19 protein-coding genes and 1 pseudogene are annotated in these 20175 nt (G+C 71.3%); 14 read left to right on the plus strand and 6 right to left on the minus strand.

The window, feature by feature from the left end; genetic code table 11:
• Positions 1-24: 24 nt before the first annotated feature.
• The 3 genes from murC to ACZ4N5_RS13350 all read right to left on the minus strand — a co-directional run bounded on the left by murC (position 25) and on the right by ACZ4N5_RS13350 (position 3044).
• Entirely contained in the window at positions 25-1413 is a 1389-nt protein-coding gene (gene murC / locus ACZ4N5_RS13340; RefSeq protein WP_467757215.1) for a UDP-N-acetylmuramate--L-alanine ligase, read from the minus strand.
• A 231-nt stretch (positions 1414-1644) separates the two neighbouring features.
• Positions 1645-2118 carry an indole-3-glycerol phosphate synthase gene (locus tag ACZ4N5_RS13345; RefSeq protein ID WP_467757216.1) on the minus strand — a complete coding sequence of 158 codons (474 nt, stop codon included), beginning with the start codon at positions 2116-2118 and terminating at the stop codon, positions 1645-1647.
• Positions 2119-2249: 131 nt separating this feature from the next.
• Positions 2250-3044, minus strand: coding sequence for a pyrimidine reductase family protein (locus ACZ4N5_RS13350; protein WP_467757217.1), 795 nt, complete (start codon positions 3042-3044; stop codon positions 2250-2252).
• Here ACZ4N5_RS13350 and zapE point away from each other — a divergent pair.
• The 6 genes and pseudogenes from zapE (at position 3043) to ACZ4N5_RS13380 (ending at position 9298) form a co-directional block, all read left to right on the plus strand.
• Complete coding sequence (gene zapE / locus ACZ4N5_RS13355; protein ID WP_467757218.1) at positions 3043-4188, plus strand: cell division protein ZapE; 1146 nt, start codon at positions 3043-3045, stop codon at positions 4186-4188. The two genes, ACZ4N5_RS13350 and zapE, sit on opposite strands and share 2 nt — an antisense overlap.
• A 195-nt stretch (positions 4189-4383) precedes the next feature.
• Positions 4384-5442 carry a slipin family protein gene (locus ACZ4N5_RS13360; protein WP_467757219.1) on the plus strand — a complete coding sequence of 353 codons (1059 nt, stop codon included), beginning with the start codon at positions 4384-4386 and terminating at the stop codon, positions 5440-5442.
• A 188-nt stretch (positions 5443-5630) separates the two neighbouring features.
• Positions 5631-6881 (plus strand): annotated as a pseudogene (gene thrS / locus ACZ4N5_RS13365) (threonine--tRNA ligase); the annotation flags it as partial.
• A gap of 219 nt (positions 6882-7100) precedes the next feature.
• Complete coding sequence (locus ACZ4N5_RS13370) at positions 7101-7955, plus strand: polysaccharide deacetylase family protein (protein WP_467757220.1); 855 nt, start codon at positions 7101-7103, stop codon at positions 7953-7955.
• Positions 7956-8091: 136 nt separating this feature from the next.
• Positions 8092-8298: a hypothetical protein gene (locus ACZ4N5_RS13375; protein ID WP_467757221.1), complete on the plus strand. Its 207-nt coding sequence runs from the start codon at positions 8092-8094 to the stop codon at positions 8296-8298.
• A gap of 250 nt (positions 8299-8548) precedes the next feature.
• The gene (locus ACZ4N5_RS13380) at positions 8549-9298 is read left to right on the plus strand and encodes a peptidyl-tRNA hydrolase (RefSeq protein ID WP_467757222.1); all 750 of its coding nucleotides are present in this window, start codon (positions 8549-8551) and stop codon (positions 9296-9298) included.
• Positions 9299-9403: 105 nt separating this feature from the next.
• On the opposite strand, the gene ACZ4N5_RS13385 is transcribed toward ACZ4N5_RS13380, so the two are convergent.
• The gene (locus tag ACZ4N5_RS13385) at positions 9404-9877 is read right to left on the minus strand and encodes a hypothetical protein (RefSeq protein WP_467757223.1); all 474 of its coding nucleotides are present in this window, start codon (positions 9875-9877) and stop codon (positions 9404-9406) included.
• A gap of 284 nt (positions 9878-10161) precedes the next feature.
• Between ACZ4N5_RS13385 and ACZ4N5_RS13390 the strand changes: the two genes are divergently transcribed.
• Both ACZ4N5_RS13390 and ACZ4N5_RS13395 read left to right on the plus strand, forming a co-directional pair.
• The gene (locus ACZ4N5_RS13390; protein WP_467757224.1) at positions 10162-10392 is read left to right on the plus strand and encodes a DUF397 domain-containing protein; all 231 of its coding nucleotides are present in this window, start codon (positions 10162-10164) and stop codon (positions 10390-10392) included.
• A gap of 128 nt (positions 10393-10520) precedes the next feature.
• Positions 10521-11444, plus strand: a complete 924-nt coding sequence (locus ACZ4N5_RS13395; protein WP_467757225.1) for a helix-turn-helix domain-containing protein — start codon at positions 10521-10523, stop codon at positions 11442-11444.
• Between the two features lie 168 nt (positions 11445-11612).
• Here the strand turns inward: ACZ4N5_RS13395 and ACZ4N5_RS13400 are convergent, their stop codons facing one another.
• Positions 11613-12431: an SAM-dependent methyltransferase gene (locus ACZ4N5_RS13400; RefSeq protein WP_467757226.1), complete on the minus strand. Its 819-nt coding sequence runs from the start codon at positions 12429-12431 to the stop codon at positions 11613-11615.
• A gap of 134 nt (positions 12432-12565) precedes the next feature.
• A complete protein-coding gene (locus ACZ4N5_RS13405; RefSeq protein WP_467757422.1) occupies positions 12566-13144 on the minus strand; it encodes a TetR/AcrR family transcriptional regulator in 579 nt (192 codons plus the stop codon).
• 86 nt (positions 13145-13230) lie between these two features.
• Here ACZ4N5_RS13405 and ACZ4N5_RS13410 point away from each other — a divergent pair, with 86 nt between their 5' ends.
• From ACZ4N5_RS13410 to ACZ4N5_RS13435, 6 genes are all read left to right on the plus strand, one after another.
• On the plus strand, positions 13231-13602 hold the full coding sequence (locus ACZ4N5_RS13410) for a DUF4267 domain-containing protein (protein WP_467757227.1): 372 nt from the start codon (positions 13231-13233) through the stop codon (positions 13600-13602).
• A 174-nt stretch (positions 13603-13776) separates the two neighbouring features.
• Entirely contained in the window at positions 13777-14565 is a 789-nt protein-coding gene (locus tag ACZ4N5_RS13415; RefSeq protein ID WP_467757228.1) for a DUF4142 domain-containing protein, read from the plus strand.
• 153 nt (positions 14566-14718) lie between these two features.
• Positions 14719-16293: an MbnB/TglH/ChrH family RiPP precursor modification enzyme gene (locus tag ACZ4N5_RS13420; protein WP_467757229.1), complete on the plus strand. Its 1575-nt coding sequence runs from the start codon at positions 14719-14721 to the stop codon at positions 16291-16293.
• 297 nt (positions 16294-16590) lie between these two features.
• Positions 16591-17358, plus strand: a complete 768-nt coding sequence (locus tag ACZ4N5_RS13425; RefSeq protein WP_467757230.1) for a DUF4142 domain-containing protein — start codon at positions 16591-16593, stop codon at positions 17356-17358.
• A 130-nt stretch (positions 17359-17488) separates the two neighbouring features.
• Positions 17489-18304: a TIGR04222 domain-containing membrane protein gene (locus tag ACZ4N5_RS13430; protein WP_467757231.1), complete on the plus strand. Its 816-nt coding sequence runs from the start codon at positions 17489-17491 to the stop codon at positions 18302-18304.
• A 121-nt stretch (positions 18305-18425) separates the two neighbouring features.
• Positions 18426-20120: an alpha/beta hydrolase gene (locus ACZ4N5_RS13435; protein WP_467757232.1), complete on the plus strand. Its 1695-nt coding sequence runs from the start codon at positions 18426-18428 to the stop codon at positions 20118-20120.
• The last annotated feature ends 55 nt before the right edge of the window (positions 20121-20175 follow it).

Below are 20175 nucleotides of genomic sequence, written 5' to 3' on the forward strand. Positions count from 1 at the left end.
AGGCCCGCCCACTGGGGGCCACGGTCATTCGGACAGCCGGGCGAGGATCTCCGGTCCGAGATCCGTCACGTCGCCCGCGCCCATGGTGAGAACGAGATCACCGGGCTTCGTCATTCCCGCGACGACGGACGGCACCTCGGCCTTGTCGTGGACCGGGGTCACCTCGGCGCCCGCGGCCCGTGCCGCCCGGAGGATCAGCTCGCTGGTGACACCGGGGATCGGGTCCTCGCGGGCCGGATAGATGTCCAGGACGACCGAGGCGTCAGCCAGCGACAGGGCCTCGCCCATCTCCTTGCCCAGCTCCTGGGTGCGGGAGAACAGGTGGGGCTGGAAGACCACGAGGATGCGGCCCGAGGCGCCGGCCCGCATGGCCTCCAGGTCGGCGGTCATCTCGGTCGGGTGGTGCGCGTAGGAGTCGATGACCTGGACGCCGGCCGCCTCGCCCTTCAGCTGGAGGCGGCGCTTCACTCCGGTGTAGGAGGCGAGCGCGGGGGCCAGCTCGGCGGCCGGGATGCCCAGGGCGACACCCGCGGCCAGCGCGGCCACCGCGTTGTGCGCGTAGTGGCGGCCGGGGACCGAGACCGCGAAGGTCAGCTCGGCGCCGTCCAGCAGGACCGTCACCTCGCTCTTCAGGCCCTGCGGGACCACGGAGAGCACCCGGACGTCCGCGTCGGCGGCGTCGCCGTACGTCACCACGCGCACGTCACGGCCGGTGACGCGGCGGGTCAGCTCGCGGGCGCCCTCGTGGTCCGCCGAGATCACCAGCGTGCCGCCCTCGGCGACGCGGTCCACGAACGTCTCGAAGGACTCGTAGATCTCTTCCATGGACGCGTAGTTGGCGTGGTGGTCGAGCTCGACGTTGAGGATGATCGCGACCTCGGGCGCGTACTTGTGGAAGCTGCGGTCCGATTCGTCGGCCTCGGCGACGAAGATCTCGCCCTCGCCGTGCAGGGCGTTCGAACCGGGGGCGTCGAGGTCGCCGCCGATGGCGTACGACGGGGAGAGGCCGAGCGACGACAGGGACACGGCCAGCATCGACGTGGTGGTCGTCTTGCCGTGGGTGCCCGCGACCGCGATCGGGCGCAGGCCGTCCATCAGGCGGGCGAGGGCGTCCGAGCGGTGGACCACCGGGATACCGAGCTCGGCCGCGCGGGCGAGCTCCGGGTTGTCCGCGCGGATCGCGGAGGAGACCACGACGCAGGTGGCGTCGGGGGCGAGGTGGTCGGCCGCGTGCCCGATGTGCACCGTGGCGCCCAGCGCGCGCAACGCCTCCGCCGTGGCGGACTCCTTCGCGTCGCTGCCCGCCACCACCGCTCCGCGCTGCGCGAGGATCTTCGCGATGCCCGACATCCCGGCGCCGCCGATGCCGATGAAGTGCGGTCGGTCCATCGCGGTAGGAAGGCCGGGTGCCATGCGTGTATCTCCCCAAGATCCGGTACGAAGGTGGGTGCGCTCTCCCGAGGAGAACCCGGACCCAGCCTATTGGGTGCGGCGGACGGCGCCTCACAAGGGACACCGGCTGACGCGCCCCGACCACCCGGGGCGTACCCCCGGCCGGGACTCAGGGGTACGCCACTCGCGCCCGGGGGCTCGGCACCGCGGCACACGAACCACCCGCACGGGGCCCCGGAATCCGGAGCGGGCTCACACCTTGCTGTGCGAGAACAGCTTCAGCACCGGCACGCCCACCTTGTGGCGGGCCCGGGAGGCCCAGTCGCGGTGGAAGAACTCCTCCACGTAGTGGGGGTCGGTCAGCACGATGACCTCATCGGCCTTCACCTCGTCGACCAGGCTCTTCAGCGCGTCGAGCGGGTGGTCCTCGATGAGCCGTCCCTCGGCCGCGCTGCCGGACGCGCGCAGGGCCAGCAGCGACACCTCCAGCGCCTGCTCGCCCTGGCTGGCGGCCGCCTCGCCCTCGGGCGTACTGCCCTCGCGCGTCGCCTCGTCGATCTCGCCGAGCGCGACGTCGTCGATGGCCCGCAGCAGCCGGTCCGCCTGGTCGCCCCGGGGCTGGAGCAGTACGTGGAAGGCGACCGCCTCGTCACCGTGCAAGGTGGTGACGAACTCAACGTCGGCGGACGTCAGGGCCTTCTCGATCATCAATACGCTTGTGAACACGACAGGCGCCCTTCTCGTCCGTGGGCCGTCCCGGCCCCTGCGGAAACCATCCTGCCCCGTGACCGCACGGGGACTGCGCGATTTAGTGTGCCCAGCGAAAGATAAACGGAACCGACTGTTCCGTCCGCCGGTCAGGGCCGACGGTATCGGCCGTACAGGAACCCGGCCTCTTCCAGCAGAGACACTAGTTCGAACTGCCGTGGGACCTGCACCGGGGGTCCTCCGGCGATCCGCTGCGCGTCGCCCGCGGCGAGCATCGGGGCCAGCGTCAGACACATCTCGTCCAGCACACCGGCCGCGATCAGCTGGCCCAGCAGCCGGGGCCCGCCCTCGGTCAGCAGTCTGGTGCACCCGAGGTCGCCCAGGGCCCGTACGGCGCGGGCGGGATCGATCCCCATGCCGTCCCCGGCGATCACCACCCGCGCGCCCGCCCGCTCGGCCGCCGCGATCCGGTCCGGGGCGGCCGCGGCGCCCGTCAGCACCAGCGTCGGCACCAGGGGCGAGGCGAAGAGAGGCAGCGAGAAGTCCAGGTCGAGACTCGCCGTGACCACCGCGATCGCGGGCGCGGGGCCCTGTCCGGCGGCCTCCCGGAGCGCCGCGAAGGCCTCACGCGCGCGTGCCGGCCGGTACCCCTCCTGCCGTACGGTTTCCGCTCCGACGACCACGACGTCCGCGAGTCCCCTGAGGACGCCGAAGATCCGCATGTCGGTGGCGTTGGAGATGGGCTGCGAGCGCCCGTCGTGCTGGGCGGCGCCGTCGAGCGTGGACACCATGTTGGCCCGCAGCCAGGGCCCCTGGACCTCGGGGTAGGCGTACGCCTCCGCCAGCTCACCGAGCTCCCACTCGCGCTCCGCCACATCCGTCTCGGAGGCCTCGGCGGAGGCCTGGGCTGCTGTTTCGTAGGTCACAGGGAACAGGCGTCGCATGACGTGCAGTCTGGCACGGCGCATAGAGTGGGGAACCGTGTCGTCCACCTCCACCGCCTCCGCGATCGACCCGATAGCCGAAGCGGCCCCCCTGTCCCTGTGCGCCCGCGAGCCGCACGTCCCCGCCGACCGGCTCGTCGCCGAGATGGTGCCGCCGCCGCGCTTCGACTCGGTCCGCTTCGCCACGTACATCCCGGACCCGAACCAGCCGAGCCAGACCGAGGCCGTAGGCATCCTCGAAGGCTTCGCCGGGGGGCTCGGCGGGGCCCACGCCATCGGCGCCCCCAAGCGGAGGCTGTTCGGCTTCGGCAAGGCCCCGAAGACCCCGGCCGGCCCGCGGGGCGTCTACCTGGACGGCGGCTACGGCGTCGGCAAGACCCACCTCCTCGCCTCCCTGTGGCACGCGACCCCGGCGGAGCCCTCGCTCAAGGCGTTCGGCACCTTCGTGGAGCTGACGAACCTGGTCGGCGCGCTCGGCTTCCAGAAGACCGTGCAGACCCTCTCCGGGCACCGCCTCCTGTGCATCGACGAGTTCGAACTCGACGACCCGGGCGACACCGTCCTCGTCTCCACCCTGCTCGGCAAGCTGGTCGACGCGGGCGTCGCACTCGCGGCCACTTCGAACACGCTTCCGGGCAAGCTCGGCGAGGGCCGGTTCGCTTCCGCCGACTTCCTGCGGGAGATCCAGGGACTGTCCGCGCGTTTCCGCCCGCTGCGCATCGACGGTGAGGACTACCGCCACCGCGGGCTGCCCGAGGCGCCCGCCCCATTCTCCGACGAGCAGGTCACCAAGGCGGCGTACGCCACCTCCGGCGCGTCCCTGGACGACTTCCCGCATCTGCTGGACCACCTGGCGCGCGTCCACCCCAGCCGGTACGGCGCACTGACCGACGGGATCAGGGCGGTCTGCCTCACCGACGTCCAGCCCGTCCCGGACCAGTCGACGGCGCTGCGGCTCGTCGTGCTCGCCGACCGGCTGTACGACCGCGAGGTGCCGGTCCTCGCCTCCGGAATGCCCTTCGACCGGCTGTTCAGTGAGGAGATGCTGAACGGCGGCTACCGCAAGAAGTACTTCCGCGCGATCTCCCGGCTGACCGCGCTCGCCCGCGACGCCAAGGGACTCGTGGCCGGCCAAGGATCCTAGCCCCTCCTTCCCGCGAAGAGCGGGCGGCGCCTTCCCGGCCCGCCCTCCGCGGGGCCCCGTTCCAGACACTCCGCCGAACGCTCTTCCTGGCGCTCCACCGACCCCATTCCCTGCGGGGAGGTCCGGCAAGGACCCCGCCCCCGCGACGTAAAGTGGAGATGTCAGGCAAATCGGGCAGACCGGAAGGGGGTCGTGGTGATCCAGGAACTCATCGCGGCGATCGCGGTGTGCGCTTCCGCCGGTGTGGTCTATGTCGCGGCCGGTGCGAGGGTCGTCAAGCAGTACGAACGCGGGGTCGTCCTCCGCCTCGGAAGGCTCGCGGGAGACGTCCGCCCGCCCGGCTTCACCATGATCGTGCCCTTCGTGGACCGGCTGCGTAAGGTCAACATGCAGATCGTGACCCTGTCCGTGCCGGCCCAGGAGGGCATCACCCGGGACAACGTGACGGTCCGGGTGGACGCGGTCGTCTACTTCAGGGTGGTGGACGCGGCCGACGCGGTCATCAAGGTCGAGGACTACCGCTTCGCGGTCTCCCAGATGGCACAGACGTCGCTGCGCTCGATCATCGGCAAGAGCGACCTGGACGACTTGCTGTCCAACCGCGAACTACTCAACCAGGGCATGGAGTTGATGATCGACAGTCCGGCGATCGGCTGGGGTGTGCAGATCGACCGGGTCGAGATCAAGGACGTGTCGCTGCCGGAGACGATGAAACGGTCCATGGCCCGGCAGGCCGAGGCCGACCGTGAGCGCAGGGCCCGGATCATCAACGCGGACGCGGAGTTGCAGGCGTCCAAGAAGCTGGCACAGGCCGCCGAGGTGATGTCGGAACAGCCGGCCGCCCTCCAACTGCGCCTGCTGCAGACGGTGGTGGCCGTCGCGGCCGAGAAGAACTCCACACTCGTCCTGCCCTTCCCGGTGGAACTGCTGCGCTTCCTGGAACGGGCCCAGTCGGGACAGCCGCCGGTGGTGTCGGAGTCCCAGCGTGCGCCGCAGCCCAAGGTTCCGCCCGCGGTCGAGCCGGTCGAACCTCCCGCCGCGCCGGACCGGATCAACGGAGTGCCGGAGGCGCTCGGCCTTCCGGAGGCATTCGCGGACACGGACGGGCTCGGAATCCCGGACGCGTTCGGAATCCTGAGTGGACCCGGGGTGCCGGGGGATCCGGACGAGTCCAGCGGGCCGGAGGATGCCGGGGATCCGGACGGGTCCGGGAAAGCGGAGAAGCCCGCGGAGCCGGAGGCTCCCGCGGGATAGCCCCGTATCCCGCGGGATAACCCCGTGCCCGGCCCGGGGGCCCGCTGCTAGCGTGAGGGCCATGAAGCGTGCCGCACTGAACACGACGACGCCGGAGAGTGTCCCGGCGCGCTGACCGCTGACGTGAGTCGAAGCCCCGGGGCGAGTGCCCCGGGGCTTCGCCGTGTGGTCGCTCGCCCTCCGCAAGCGAGGAGACCACCATGAACGACCACCGCCGACTCGGCCGCGAACTCGGCCTGTTCGACACCGACCCCCTGATGGGCGCCGGACTGCCGTACTGGCTGCCGGACGGCGCCGCCGTGCGCCACGCCCTGGAGGAGTACGTCCGCGACGCCGAGCGGCGGGCGGGCTATCGGCACGTGTACTCACCGGTGTTGGGCAAGAAGGAGCTGTACGAGATCTCGGGGCACTGGTCCCACTACGGCGACGACATGTTCCCGCCGATGGAACTCGGCGGAGAGCAGATGCTGTTGCGACCGAGCCTGTGCCCCCACCACGCGCTCATCTACCGGTCCCGCCCGCACAGCTACCGCGAACTCCCCTTCCGCATGGCCGAATTGGGTGCCATGTACCGCTCAGAGCTGTCCGGCGTGCTGGGCGGCCTGACCCGGGTGCGCGCCATCCAGCTCAATGACGCGCACATCTTCTGCACCCCGGACCAGGTCGCCGAGGAGGCGTCCGCCGCACTCGGGTTGATCCGTGCCGCGTACGAGGCGATGGGCATCGGAGCGGCCCGCTACCGACTGTCGCTGCCGGGCCCCGGCGGGAAGTACGTCGCCGATCCGGAGCTGTGGCGCAGATCGGCCGCGCTGCTGCGCGAGGTACTCGACGGTTCGGGTGTGGCGTACGAGGCCGTCGAGGGCGAGGCCGCGTTCTACGGGCCCAAGATCGACGTCCAGATCACCGACCCGGCGGGCCGCGAGGCCACCCTCTCCACCGTCCAGGTCGACTTCCACCAGCCCGAACGCTTCGATCTGCACTACATCGGCGCCGACGGCGAGAAGCACCGGCCGGTCATGGTGCACCGCAGTGTGATCGGCAGTCTGGAACGGGCCGTCGCGCATCTCATCGAGGTGCACGGCGGCGCCTTCCCCGCCTGGCTCGCCCCCACCCAGCTGGTGGTCCTGCCCGTCTCCGAAGCCGAGAACGAGCGGGCCCTTCAGCTGGTACGCCGCTGCCGCGACCGGGGCCTGCGGGCCGAACTCGCCGCCCCGGAACAGGGCAGTCTCGGCGCCCGGGTGCGCGCCGCCCGCCTGGTTCTATACCAGGCGGTGATCGGTCCCCGGGAGGCGGCCGCCGACCTGATCGCCCTGCGCCTGCGCGACGGCCGCCGTCTCGACCCCAGGCCGGCCGACGAGGTCCTGCACCGCATCGGACGGCAGATCGAATCCCGCAGCGTCGGTCTGCTCGACCTGGTCGAGCAGACCCAGCAGACCTAGTAGGCCTAGCTGACCTAGTAGGCCGAGCAGGCCGACTGAGCGCGCCCGGCGGGGGCGAACCCCCAAGCCCCCGCCCCGCCGACCGCGCGACAGACCGTGCGACCGACCGCGCGGAGCGCGACCCCGGACAGAGCCCCAGGCGGGTGACTCCGGCCTCATACGCACGGCTCACCCTCCACAATGACCGAATAATCACACTTATTTGCATATCGTCACACGATGATTCTCTCTGTACGGAGCATCGCCGCGACCTGCGCCGTGGGAGCCCTCGGCGCAGCACTCGCCGCGTGCGGCGGCCCGGCGAGTCCGGATGCCACCCACCGGGGACACCACGCGTCCGCCACCACCACGGCCTCGCCACCGCCCACGCTCGCGCCCGGTCCCGCCGGGCTGACGCCCGTCTTCAAGAACGGGCCGCGCACGCGGGACAAGACCGTCGCGCTGACGTTCGACGCGGACATGACCGCGGATCAGGGGGCGCGGGCGGCGGCCGGTGAGCATTTCGACAATCCACAACTGATCGCGACGCTCAGGAAGTTCAAGGTGCCCGCGACCGTCTTCATGACGGGCCGGTGGGCCGACGAGTACCCACGGGAGGCCAAGGGCATCGGACAGGACCCGCTGTTCGAGATCGCCAACCATTCGTACAGCCACTACGCCTTCACGGACGACTGCTACGGGCTGCCGACCATGTCCGAGGACAGGATGCGCGCGGACGTGGACCGGGCGTACGCCGCCTTCAGGAAGGCGGGGGTGCGGGACGCGATGCCCTACTTCCGTTTCCCCGGCGGGTGTTACGACCAACGGTCGCTGCGGGCGTTGAGCGCGGCCGGGGTCACCGCCGTTCAGTGGGACGTGGTGAGCGGGGACGCGTTCGCGACGGACGCCGACGCCGTGGCACAACAGGTCCTCGACGGTGTGCGGTCCGGGTCCGTCGTCGTCATGCACTGCACGCGCAGCGCGTCGCCCGCGACCGAACGGGCGCTGCGGACGATCATTCCCGAGCTGCGCCACAGGGGCTTCCGGTTCGTGAAGGTGTCCGAGCTGATCGGCGCCGCGGACGGGCGGCACTGAGCATCCCCACGGCTCACCCGCTCCTCGTGCTCCCCCGCCCTCCGCCCCCTCGTACTCCCCGGCCCTTCGCTCCTCGTACTCCCCGGCCCTTCGCTCCTCGTACTCCCCGGCCGCCCGCCGCTCCTAAGCTGGAGGCATGAGCGACGACTACTGCGCGATCGGCGCGGACGGGCCGGCCGGGGAGTTCCTCCAGGCCCTCGACGCGACGGGGCAAGCCGGGCCGCCCTACGCGGAATGCGTGCTGTGCCGTGAGCCCACCGAGTACCCGGAGTCGCACAAGGGGATCACGCTGTGCCCCGTCTGCGCATGGCAGGAGGCACAGCGCACCGCGTGTTCGGGCTGACCGGCGTGGTGCGGGGCAGCGGGCAGCGGGCAGCGGGCAGCGGGCAGCGGGCAGCGGGCAGCGGGCAGCGGGCAGCGGGCAGCGGGCAGCGGGCAGCGGGCAGCGGGCAGCGCACGGTACCGCTGGGCGGGCGCGCGGCGGGGGTCGCATGTTGTGGGTCCGGCGGGCCCGCGAGAACGACCGGGGCGGGCCTCCACGAGTACCGGACCGTCCGTTCGGAACGGATCTTCCGCCTGGCAGACTGGTGGGCGTGAGCAGCGACCCGACCCCCACCGATGACAGCCCGTTTCATATCGAGCCCACCGTGCGCGACAAGGCACGGCAGTTCGTGCTGCCGCTGGTCGTGCACATCGAGAAGGCCGCTCCCCCGGCGCGCACCGACGCGCTGGAGACCGCGGCGCGGGCCGTGCTGACCATCCTGAGCGACGAGCGTTCGCTCGGGGACGGCGAGTGGGCGCAGGCGATGCGGGACTGGCAGGACGCCCGGATCCGCAAGGTCGTACGGCGGGCGCGCGGAGCGGAGTGGCGGCGGGCCGAGGCGCTGCCCGGCATCACGGTGACCGGCAGGTCCGCGGAGGTGCGGGTCTTTCCGCCGGTGCCGCTGGACGGCTGGCCCAAGGACCTGGCGCGGCTCCAGGTGTCCGGTACGGACCTCGACGATCCGGCGCCGCCTGCGTCGGCCGATCCGGCGGCGCCCGTGCTGTGGCTCAACCCGGAGCTCGACATGTCGGCCGGCAAGACGATGGCGCAGACCGGCCATGGCGCCCAACTGGCCTGGTGGGAGCTGTCGGAGAAGGAGCGGACCGCCTGGCGCGACGCGGGCTTCGCCCTCTCCGTGCGGACCGCGGATCCGGCCCGGTGGCGTGAACTCACCACCTCCGAACTGCCGTTGGTGCGTGACGCGGGGTTCACGGAGATCGCGCCCGGACTGACGGTCGCCGTCGAGGGACACGACCGCGTCGGCGCCCTGCCGGAACGGGCACCGGACTCGGCGGGCTGACCTCGGGCCTGCACCGAGGCGCTCGCCTCGACCCCAGGCGCACGCCGGGGTGCGGTCGACGTCGTACGGGTGCGCACGGGCGCCCGGCCTCCGGGGCCGGGGGCGTCAGTCGGCCAGCGTGGAGGCGAGTTCCGTGGTGACCCGGACGAGTTCGGTGTCCGGCTCGGCGAGCAGGTGCTGGAGAGTGCCACGGTGGGCGCGTACGGCCTGGCGGGCTTCACGCTCCCAACCCACCCAGTTCTCGCGGCGGTTGAGGAGCTTGGGATAGGCGGCGGCCGTGCGCTCCCACTGCCGGGCGTCCGCGATGTCCTTCAGGAGCTGGATTATCTGCACACGGCAGGTGACCTGCGGAAGTTCGGCGAGTTCCCAGAGGAAGGGGACGGTCGCGGCCGTCGCCTGCTCCACGACGAATCCGTACTGGCAGATTCGTTCCCTCAGGTCCTGAAGTGCGGCCCTGGCCGTTGCCGCGTCACCCCAGGCAACGGTGTTGAGCAGAACCGGGATGGCTCCCGCCGACCCCTTGGAGTCCTTGATCTCGTCCCACGACACGCGTTCCAGGTTCCTGAGTGGTGTTGCCATTTCCGCTCCCTCCGAAGGCGTCGGACAGTGTCAGGTGCGCGGGCGGGCCGACAGCCCGTCCCGGACGATCACGCTCCCTCAGCGGGAGCCCTTGATGCGACGTCAGCACATGGCGCTGGTAACGCGGTTGACGCCACGGCTATTATCCACGCTGACAGCGTCTTCGTGCAATTGCACGAGAAATTGCATGAAGACGGAGGGAGGCAGGGGCCACGTGAGGTCCGGCCGTGCCCGTGACCGGGCGGGCGCACACGTGGTGGAACGTCAGCAAGGAGAGTGCGTTGGTGCCATCAGTGCCGAACGGAGTGCGGGCGAGCTCGCTGGGCGCCTGCTGGATCAAGAGCAGGCACAGCAATGCCGAAGGCAACTGCGTCGAGGTGGCCGCTCTGGGCGACGGAGGTATCGCGGTACGCAACTCCCGCGACCCCGACGGTCCGGCCCTCGTCTACACCCCGTCGGAAGTGGCCGCGTTCCTGGCAGGCGCGAAAGAGGGGGAGTTCGACCACCTGCTGTGAGACGGCCCCTGATTCTCCGAACTCCGTTGAAGTGGAAGGATAGTTGTCCACTTCTGTCTCCCCATGCGGCAGAGTCAGGCGCAGTGCGATAATTTTGGCTGTCTTCTGCCGGTCGATTGGGAGTCAGGATGTCCGTCGAGTCACCCCGCGTCTCCCGCCTCGAACCGTATCTGAGCCGGGCGGAGCCCGCCCCCACTCTGCTGAAGATGCTGGTCGGCGTTCAGCTGGCCGGCGCCCGCGAGGACGCGGGCCTCTCCCAGGAACAGGCGGCGCGGTCTCTGGGGTTCAGCGCGGCGAAACTGTCGCGCATAGAGGCGGGCAAGGGCCGCAGACCTCCCACGGAGGGCGATGTCCGCGCGCTGCTCGAGCTGTACGGGACCGATGACTACGAGGTGTCGGTCCTGCTCAGACTCCTGAAGCGGGCCGGTGAGCCGGGATGGTGGCAGCGCTACGACAAGCGGTTGATGCCCGAGTGGTTCGATCGGCTGGTCGGGCTCCAGGAGGCGGCCACCACCATCCGTACCTTCGAGATCCAGTATGTTCCGGGCCTGTTGCAGACTCCCGACTACACCCGGGCCGTGGTGGAACGCGGTCTGCCGACCGCGCCGGCCGGCGAGGTGCAGCGCCGGGTGGAACTGCGGATGCGCCGACGGGAGCTGCTGAACAGGGCGGACGCCCCTCATCTGTGGGCCGTTGTCGACGAGTCCGTGCTGCTCCGCGTCCTGGGCAGCCGCGAGGTGATGCGCGCTCAGCTGGAGCACCTCATCGAGATGGCCCAGCGTCCCCATGTGATCGTGCAGATCGTGCCGTTGGACGTCACGAACGCCTCGGCACCCGCCATCCCCGTCACGTATCTGCGCTTCGGCGGCGTCGAACTGCCCGACATCGTCTACCTGGAGCACATCAGGAGCGCCAACTTCCTGGAGGACCGCGACGAGACGGAGGAGTACCGAGTGGTACTGGACCGGCTCGCCGACGAGGCCCTCAGCCCGCGCGCGTCCCTGGCGCTGCTGCGCGACACGTTGGACCAGCGTTACAGCGCTTCGCACTGACGGGGCGTCACACGAGGTCACGCCGGTGGCGGCGCATGGCGGCGCGCCGTGAAGACGCGCGCGGGTCATGCGATGTCATGACGGACCGACAGGGCCCGCACGGCGGATCCTGCCGCCCACCGCGCACGCGGGGGCACGATCCGCCGGACCGACCCCGAGCCCCAGGCCCTAGCGGATGCGGCCGACCCCGCCGAACTCGATCCATTCCTGGGTGAGCTGGCGCGGCACGACGTCGGTGTCCGGTCGCCAGGTGGACACCTCGACGAGTCCGGGTTCGAGGATGTCCATGCCGTCGAAGAACTCCGCGACATCCTTCTCCTGGCGCACCCGACCCCAGTGGCCCTGCGTCGCCGTGTCCATGAAGTCGGTGACGAACTTCCGGACCTCGGGGTCCTCGCTGACCAACTGGCACATCACCATGAAGCTGCCGGGCGCCAGCCGTTCGGCGACGCGGCCGATGACGGCGAGGGGGCCGTCGGTGTCGCTGTCCGGGATGCAGTGGAACACCGAGTTGAACAGCACGGCCACCGGCTCCGAGAGGTCGATCAGCCGCTGGCTGTCGGGGTGGGAGAAGATCGCCTCGGTCTCCCGCAGGTCGGCATGGATGACGGCCGTACGATCGTTCTGGTCCAGCAGGGCCCGGCCGTGCACCAGCACCATCGGGTCGACGTCGACGTACACCACCCGGGACGTCTCGTCGATCGCCTGGGCGACCTGGTGCACGTTGTTCTGGGTGGGCAGGCCGGATCCATGATCGAGGAACTGCCTGATTCCGTATCCGTCCGCCAGCGTCCTGACCACCCGCTGGAGGAAGCGCCGGTTGTTCAGCGCCAGCGCGCGCGTGCTGGGAACGACCTTGTCCAGCTCTTCACAGGCCGCCCGGTCGGCGGCGTAGTTGTCCTTGCCGCCCAGGTAGTGGTCGTACATGCGCGCGGCCGTGGGCACCGTGGCATCGATCGACGTGGACAGCTGCTCGCCAGGCTGCATCGTTCCCCCAGATCCGTGTCGCGCCAACCCGACTGGCCCGACCGACAATACATATTAGGGAAACGGAAGTTGGCGTTACCAGTCCCCGAACGAAGGACACGGGAAAGGCCCTCCCGCCGGCCCGCGCTCCTCGTTCAACCGGGTGGCGCGAAATGGCCGATCAGCAGGGACAGCCGCCGGTCGTGCCCCGCGCGGGACAGGCGCCCGCCGCGCATCAGCGTGACAAGGCCGTGCAGACCGCCCCAGAAGGTCTCGGTGAGGATGCCCGGGTCGTCGTCCCGGGCGAGCGGCAGGATCACCTCCCGCAGTCCACCGAAGGCGTCCCGCAGAGCGGGCGGCGCTTCGGGGGTCGCGAACGGCAGGTCGACGACGTGCGTGAACATCGCGTCGTACAGCGCGGGCCGACGCTCAGCGAAGTCGGTGTAGGCCGCGCCCACGGCGGCCAGGGCCGCACGGGGGTCGGTCACCGCCGAGCGCGCGGAGCGCAGCTCCTGCGCCAGTTCGGCGAAACCCCGCACCGCGACCGCCGCCATGATGGCGTCCTTGCCCTTGAAGTGGCTGTAGAGCACCGGCTGGCTGTACCCGATCTCGGCCGCCAGCCGACGCGTGGTCACCGCGCCCCAACCCTCATTTTCGGCCAGTTCACGGGCGGCCGTCACGATCAGCTGCTCGCGCTCCGCGCGTTCGCGCTCTCGGCGTGTCTGGATCGGTATGACAGGATTCTAGCGCCGCTAGTATTCATGTCGGCACTATGCTAGCTTCGCCCTTGTCACTAGCGCTGCTAGCAAGGAAATCCGACATGCTCACTCCCACGGCCTACGGTCTGGCCATCGTGCTCGACCTCCTCGTCCTGTTCATCGGTGCGCGGTTCCTGGCGCAGCCGCGGGCGGCCGCCACCGGCTACGGCGTCCCGGCCAAGCCGGACGGCGACGCCGCCTATCTGGAGATCAAGGGACTGCGCGACACCGTCTTCGGCGTCATGGGCCTGGCCCTGCTGGCCTTCGCCGGCGCCACCGCCGGGGCCTGGTTCATGCTGACCGTGGCCCTGGTGCCGCTCGGCGACACCCTGATAGTGCTGCGCCACGGCGGCACGAAGGCCGTCGCCTTCGGAATCCACTTCGCCACCGCCGTACTCGTCCTCGTCAGCGCCGCTCTGCTCTTCGCCGTCTGACACGGCCCGGCGGGCCCCGCGCTCAGAGGACCCGGCCTCGTGTTCACACCCGCCCGCCGATGGTCCCGACTCCTCCGCCACGACGGTTGAACAGCACAACCTCCCCGTACGTACCACCAAGCACTGGCCAAGAGTTGGTATCCAACGATCAATTGATCTGCCCGGGAGGCACCCTTGCGGCGTATCAACGGCAGCGCGCTCGTCATCGTGGCGCTCGCCGCCACCCTCGGAGCACTCGCGTTCCCCGTGTGGTCGTACGCCGACCGCTCGGGCACGGGCCAGGCCAACCTCGCCGCCGGGACGGTGAACACCCGCTGGGGGCCGCTGTCCGCCTCGGACCGCGATCTGATCGTCCGGGTGCGGCTGGCCGGTCTGTGGGAACTGCCCGCCGGACAGCAGGCCATCGAGCGGGCGCCCACCAAGGCCATCAAGGAGGCGGGCGACCATCTGATCGTCGGGCACACCGACCTCGACAAGCGGGTGCGGATCGTCGCGGCCCAGCTCAACGTCGGGCTGCCGAACCAGCCGAACGCCCAACAGCAGGGCTGGCTGCAGGAGTTGAGCGCGGCGGCGGGCAAGGAGTACGAGAGGAAGTTCGCGAATCTGCTGCGCGCCGCGCACGGCAAGATCTTTCCGGCGATCGGCGCCGTCCGCAACAGCACGCGCAACACACTGGTGCGGCAGCTGGCCAGCGACGCCAACCTGACCGTGCTCGACCACATCACCGTGCTGGAGAAGACCGGAGAGGTCGACTTCGACGCCATCGCCAACGACACGGCCGCCGCGTCGACCGCCAGCCCCACCGGCCCCCCGCCGCCGGTCATCGGCGTGCCGGTGGCCTCAGCCCCGCCCGTCCGGCCGGGCAGCGGTGTCGACGTCTCGTCCAGCCCGTCGGCGCTGCCGCCCGGCGAGGTGAACACCGCCCGGCCGGAACCCTCGGACCCTGACAACGTGCCGCGGTAGCCGGCACGGAACCTCAAATGTTGCTCTGAACGTCCGCCCCGGTGGGTTCGGCCCACGCTCCCGGGGCCATGACTCCGTCACGCCGGAACACGGGCCGTCGTGGGGGAACGACACGCAAGCAGGCCCGGTCGAGGCCGTGATGGAGGAGGGGACATGCGGCAGCTGACGCGGCTGGGTACGGGAATCGGGTGGCGGCCGGAGATCGCCGAGGCCGTGGAGCGCATGCCCGGCATCGACTGGGTCGAGGCCGTGGCGGAGAACGTGTGTCCCGGCCATGTCCCCGAGTCGCTGCTCCGGCTGCGCGAGCGGGGTGTCACGGTGGTACCGCACGGGGTCTCCCTGGGTCTCGGCGGCGCCGACCGGCCCGACGAGTCCCGGCTCGTCGCGCTCGCCGAACGCGCCGAGGCGCTGGGTTCTCCGCTCGTCACCGAACACATCGCGTTCGTCCGGGCGGGCGGCCCGCTCACCGCGTCACCGCTTCTGGAGGCCGGGCATCTGCTGCCGGTTCCGCGCACCCGGGACGCACTGGACGTCCTGTGCGAGAACGTCCGCGCGGCGCAGACCGCGCTTCCCGTTCCCCTGGCGGTGGAGAACATCGCCGCGCTGATCTCCTGGCCCGGCGAGGAGATGACCGAGGGGCAGTTCCTGTACGACCTGGTCGACCGCACCGGCGTCCGGCTGCTCATCGATGTGGCCAACCTCCACACGAACCATGTCAACCGCGGTGAGGATCCCGCCAAGGCGCTCGACGAACTGCCCGTCGAGGCCATCGCCTACGTCCATGTCGCCGGCGGCTTCGAACGGGACGGCGTCTGGCACGACAGTCACGCCCATCCGGTTCCGCGGCCCGTTCTCGACATCCTCGCCGACCTGGCATCACGGGTGACCCCGCCGGGGGTCCTCCTCGAACGGGACGACAACTTCCCCGAACCGGCCGAACTGGAGCGGGAGCTGACCGCGATCCGGCGGACGCTGGAGAGCGCGGGTACCGCGACCGGAGCGGCCGGTCGGGGCGCGGCCGTCCTGGTGGGCGGTCCGGTCGCCTCCTCGGCGGGCGTCGAGAGGGCGGTACACGCGAAGGCCGCGACAGGGAGGGCGCGGGCGACGGACACCTCCGCGAACACCTCTCCGGCCACCCCCGCGGTCGCCCTGGCGGTCACCTCGGACGTTGCCCCGGCGGTCACTCCGGCCGTCGCCCCGGCGGTCACCGCGACGGTCGTCCCGGCGGCATCCCGGACACCGGGAGGCACCGGAGCCGGGCTCGACACGACGGTCGGCGCGGGCTCCGGCACGGGGTCGGGCACCGACGGCGAAGACGCCGCCCGGCAGCGGCTGGCGTTGGCGCAGGCCGCCCTGTTGTCCGCGCTCGTCGCGGGGACTCCCGTGCCCGAGGGTTTCGACCGGGTTCGGCTCGGGGTGCAGGCGCGCGCCCTCGCCGCCAAGCGGGCGGACGTCGTGGCGAAGGTGGCTCCGGAGCTGCCGGAGATCCTGGCGGACGGCTACCGGCCGGCGTTCCTCGCGTACGCGCAGAGGCATCCGATGACCGGCGGGTACCGGCGCGACGCCCTGGACTTCGCCGAACATCTTCTGCTCGCGGGACTCCCGGAGGGCGCGGAGACGCGGCGGCTGCGCGACTGGTGGCTGGAGCGATCGGGTCCGGCCCCGCTGTCGGGGCGTTCCGTGGCCCGGCTGGCCCGCGCCACCCGCAGGGCGCTGCTGGGCCGCTGAGCACGCGCGCCGGCCGATCTCCACCGGTCGTCGGCGGCGCGCCGCCTTGACCCGGCACGCCGACACACCTCATCCGCGGAGTGTGCCCGGAGTAACACCGCTCCCTGTGAAGGTGATGCGTGCGTCCGTTTACTGCGTCTTCAGGCTGGTTTGGCCTACACGCGAACTACCACAACCGGCGCCTTCCGCCCTCCGCTCAATCCATTCTTCGCGTACGGCAGTTGGCGTAGCGCCCGCAGTAGCATGCCAACCCGCACCCGAAGCGCAATAGCGTGCGGTGCCGCAACAGGAGGCACCATGCGACCCAACAACCGCACCGGATCGGTCAGTGGAACAGGGCTCATCATCGCCGGTCTGCTGGCGACCCTGATCGCGCTGGCCTTTCCGATCTGGTCGTACGCGGACCGCGCCGGCACCGGCCTGGACACCCTGAACGCGCAGACCGTGCCGACCCCGTTCGGTCCGCTCTCGGCCCTGGACCGGGACTTCGTCACCAGGGTCCGGCTGGCCGGGCTCTGGGAGCTGCCCGCGGGCCGGCAGGCGCAGGAGCGCGGCACCACCCAGGCCGTACGGACGGCCGGCGAGCACCTCATCGAGGGGCACACGTTCCTCGACGCCCGCGTCCGCAACGTCGCCGCGCGGCTCAGCCTGGAGCTGCCCAACCAGCCCAATCCGCAGCAGCGTCAGTGGCTGACCACGCTGAGCGCGGCGCACGGCACGGAGTACGACCAGGACTTCGCGAACATCCTGCGCAAGGCGCACGGCAAGGTCTTCGCCCTGGTGGCCCAGGTCCGCGCGAACACCCGCAACTCGCTCGTACGGGATCTCGCCGACGACGCGAACACCACCGTGCTCGACCACATCAAGGTCCTGGAAGCGACCGGTTACGTCGACTTCGACGCGCTCGCCGAGGACGCGGCGACCGCGAGCCCGCCGCCGCTCACCAACTCCCCCGCGCCGCCCGGCCCGGTCCGGTCCCCGTCGTCGCCTGTCCCGGTGACGCCGTCGTCGGGCTACCCGCTCCCGCCGGCCGCCGCACGCCCCAACCCGACGTCGACTTCCTAGGGCGCGGGTCCGCACAGCCTCGGACGTCCCGTGCCGCCCGGCAAACGGAACGTCACATACCCACAACGGCTCCGTCCCACATAGTGAATAAGGCATGGCGCCCGCCCGGCCCTTCGCATAGAAAAACGCCATGTTCTGGGTCCTTCTTCTGCTCCTGGCCTGGGCGGCTGCGGGTATCTCCTGCACCCGGCTGTGCCTGGCCGCCGTCCACGCCGCGGCGCTCGACGCGGACGCCCCGCGCCGGCACGACCTCACGCTGTACGAGGCGGCGTTCCTGTCCGGCGGCCCGGCCCGGGTGGCCGATCTGACCCTGGTGTCGATGGCCCGGCAGCATCGGCTGCTGCTCGCGCACACCGGCTGGGCGACGGTGGTGGATCCGCGCGGGCGCGACGACATGGAGCGCTCGGTCATCGGAGCCATCGGCCCGGAGGGCCAGTCCCGGATAGCGCCGGTGCGGGCGACCACCGCCGGTGCCGACTCGGTACGCCGTCTCGCGGACCATCTGGTCGCGGCCGGCCTCGCCGTCCCCGACGGCGCCCGCACCACCGTCGCGGAGGCCGTCCGCCAGGTCCGGGCCGCCGCGGCCGCGGTCCTCGCGCTGGCCGCCGCGGCCCTGCTGTTGCCGGCCCAGACCCCCGGAAGCGAGGTTCCGGTGGCCGTCTGGTTCATGCTCCCGCTCATTCTGACGGTGAGCTGTCTCGCCATCGCCCGGATCGAGGTGCACCCCTACACCCGCTGGGCCTCCCCGGCCGGGCAGCGGCTGCTCGGCACCCTGGCCCGGCACTCCGACGCATCCGGCGACGACCGCACGTACCTCACGTCCGTCGCCGTACGCGGCATTCACGCGATCGGCGATTCGCAACTGCGGGCGGCCCTGTCGCACCGGGACCGCGGCACCGGCCACGACTCCTGGCGGCAGGGGGCCGGCTGGACCCCAGGGGGCTGAAGGGCGCCCCAGGGGGGCGCATCGGGGTCATTGGCGCCGACACCGGCGGCCGGTGCTTTACTTCCCCAACCGTCGAACGAAGCATCCCTTTTGTCGCTGCCGCGCGCTGAAGGGATTCGCGATGAGAGCTGCTGTCCTCCACGGAACCGCAGGGTCCTTGCTGCTGACCGGCCTCCTCGCCGCTCCGGCGGGCGGCGCACCGGCCTGGCCCGGCGCGGCCGGCTCCGCGGAGGCGCGCGGCACCGCCGTCGCCGCCCAGCGCGCCGCGGCCGCCGGCATCCGCTTCGGCACATGCGCGAAGGAGGAGCATCTGCCGGCCAACCTCAAGTGCGGCACGGTCACGGTGCCCCTCGACTACGCCCTCCCCGACGGCAAGCGGATCAGACTGACCGTCAGCCGCGTCAGGGCCACCGGCAAGGACCCGCACAACGCGAAGCACAAGGTGCCTCGTCAGGGCGCCCTCGTCTACAACCCCGGCGGTCCCGGCGCCTCCGGCATGTACTTCCCGCTGATCGGCTTCCTCCCCGAGTGGAAGCGGATCGGGGCCGCGTACGACCTCGTCGGCTACGCCCCGCGCGGCGTCGACCGCTCCGCGCCGCTGTCCTGCCGGGACCCGAAGCGCCCGCCGAAGGCACCCTCGCAGTCCCCGACGGTCCCCTCGGAGTCGTACAAGAAGGCACGGATCGCGGAGGCGAAGGCGTACGCCCGCGGCTGCGCCCAGCGCTCCGGTCCCGCCCTGCGCCACTACACCTCGCTCAACAACGCCCGTGACCTGGACGTGCTGCGCGCCGCGCTCGGCGAGCGGAAGCTGACCTTCATGGGTGCCTCGTACGGAACGTACTTCGGCTCCCTGTACGCGACGCTGTTCCCCTCGCACGTACGCCGGATGGTCTTCGACTCGGCGGTGAACCCCGCTCCCGAGAAGGTCTGGTACCAGAACAACCTCGACCAGTCGGCCGCGTTCGAGGTCCGCTGGGCGGACTTCCGCGCGTGGATGGCCCGGCACGACAAGGTGTACAAACTCGGCCGCACGCCCGAGGAGGTACAGCGCTCCTACGAGAAGGCGCGGGCGCGGCTGGCCGCCTCGCCCGCGGGCGGCAAGGTGGGGCCCGCCCAGTTGCAGGGAGCGTTCCTGCAGGCCGGGTACTACGACGACTACTGGCCGCAGCGCGCGCTGGCGCTGTCCGCCTATCTGTTGGGTGACCCGAAGCCGCTGATCCAGGTGGCCGGACCGCATCCGGAGGCGGCCGCCGAGCAGGAGAACGGCAACGCGGTCTACACGGCCGTGGAGTGCAACGACGCGCCGTGGCCGACCGACTGGCGCACCTGGGACCGCGACAACACCCGTCTCGCGCGGGTCGCGCCGTTCGAGACCTGGGACAACGTGTGGATGAATCTGCCGTGCGCGTACTGGTCCGCGCCGCGGCAGAAGCCGCTCGATGTACGGACGCTGCCCGGGGAGCTGCCCCCGACGCTGATCCTGGCCGCCGAGAGGGACGCGGCGACGCCGTACGACGGTGCCAAGGAGTTGCAGCGGCGGCTGTGGGGGTCGGTGCTGGTGACCGAGAACGGCGCCGGTACCCATGGGATCGCCGGTGGCCCCAACAAGTGCGTCAACGGTTATCTGGACGCCTACCTGCTGGCGGGCCGGCTCCCCGAGCGGAGCGCGGCGTGCGCACCGCACAAGGAGCCGACGCCGCAGGCACCGGTCAGCCGTGCCGGGGGCACCCAGGGCGCGAAGCCGGCGAAGGGCACGACGTCGTCGAAGGGCGGCGCGCGCTCCGGGACCGCGAAGACCGTGCGGGAGGCGCACTGACAGGGATCCCGAAACCTGAAGGCGGGCGTCCCCCGGAGGGGGCGCCCGCCTCTTT

It is taken from the genome of Streptomyces sp. NPDC026500, assembly GCF_055567635.1.

What these genes read in the sequence shown, in the direction of transcription:
- ACZ4N5_RS13395 (WP_467757225.1), top strand. Translation starts at nt 10,521, where the DNA reads ATGTCCGTCGAGTCACCCCGCGTCTCCCGCCTCGAACCGTATCTGAGC.
- ACZ4N5_RS13400 (WP_467757226.1), bottom strand. Translation starts at nt 12,431, where the DNA reads ATGCAGCCTGGCGAGCAGCTGTCCACGTCGATCGATGCCACGGTGCCC.
- ACZ4N5_RS13410 (WP_467757227.1), top strand. Translation starts at nt 13,231, where the DNA reads ATGCTCACTCCCACGGCCTACGGTCTGGCCATCGTGCTCGACCTCCTC.
- murC (WP_467757215.1), bottom strand. Translation starts at nt 1,413, where the DNA reads ATGGCACCCGGCCTTCCTACCGCGATGGACCGACCGCACTTCATCGGC.
- ACZ4N5_RS13370 (WP_467757220.1), top strand. Translation starts at nt 7,101, where the DNA reads ATGATTCTCTCTGTACGGAGCATCGCCGCGACCTGCGCCGTGGGAGCC.
- ACZ4N5_RS13350 (WP_467757217.1), bottom strand. Translation starts at nt 3,044, where the DNA reads ATGCGACGCCTGTTCCCTGTGACCTACGAAACAGCAGCCCAGGCCTCC.
- ACZ4N5_RS13435 (WP_467757232.1), top strand. Translation starts at nt 18,426, where the DNA reads ATGAGAGCTGCTGTCCTCCACGGAACCGCAGGGTCCTTGCTGCTGACC.
- zapE (WP_467757218.1), top strand. Translation starts at nt 3,043, where the DNA reads ATGACGTGCAGTCTGGCACGGCGCATAGAGTGGGGAACCGTGTCGTCC.
- ACZ4N5_RS13375 (WP_467757221.1), top strand. Translation starts at nt 8,092, where the DNA reads ATGAGCGACGACTACTGCGCGATCGGCGCGGACGGGCCGGCCGGGGAG.
- ACZ4N5_RS13385 (WP_467757223.1), bottom strand. Translation starts at nt 9,877, where the DNA reads ATGGCAACACCACTCAGGAACCTGGAACGCGTGTCGTGGGACGAGATC.
- ACZ4N5_RS13425 (WP_467757230.1), top strand. Translation starts at nt 16,591, where the DNA reads ATGCGACCCAACAACCGCACCGGATCGGTCAGTGGAACAGGGCTCATC.
- ACZ4N5_RS13420 (WP_467757229.1), top strand. Translation starts at nt 14,719, where the DNA reads ATGCGGCAGCTGACGCGGCTGGGTACGGGAATCGGGTGGCGGCCGGAG.
- ACZ4N5_RS13430 (WP_467757231.1), top strand. Translation starts at nt 17,489, where the DNA reads ATGTTCTGGGTCCTTCTTCTGCTCCTGGCCTGGGCGGCTGCGGGTATC.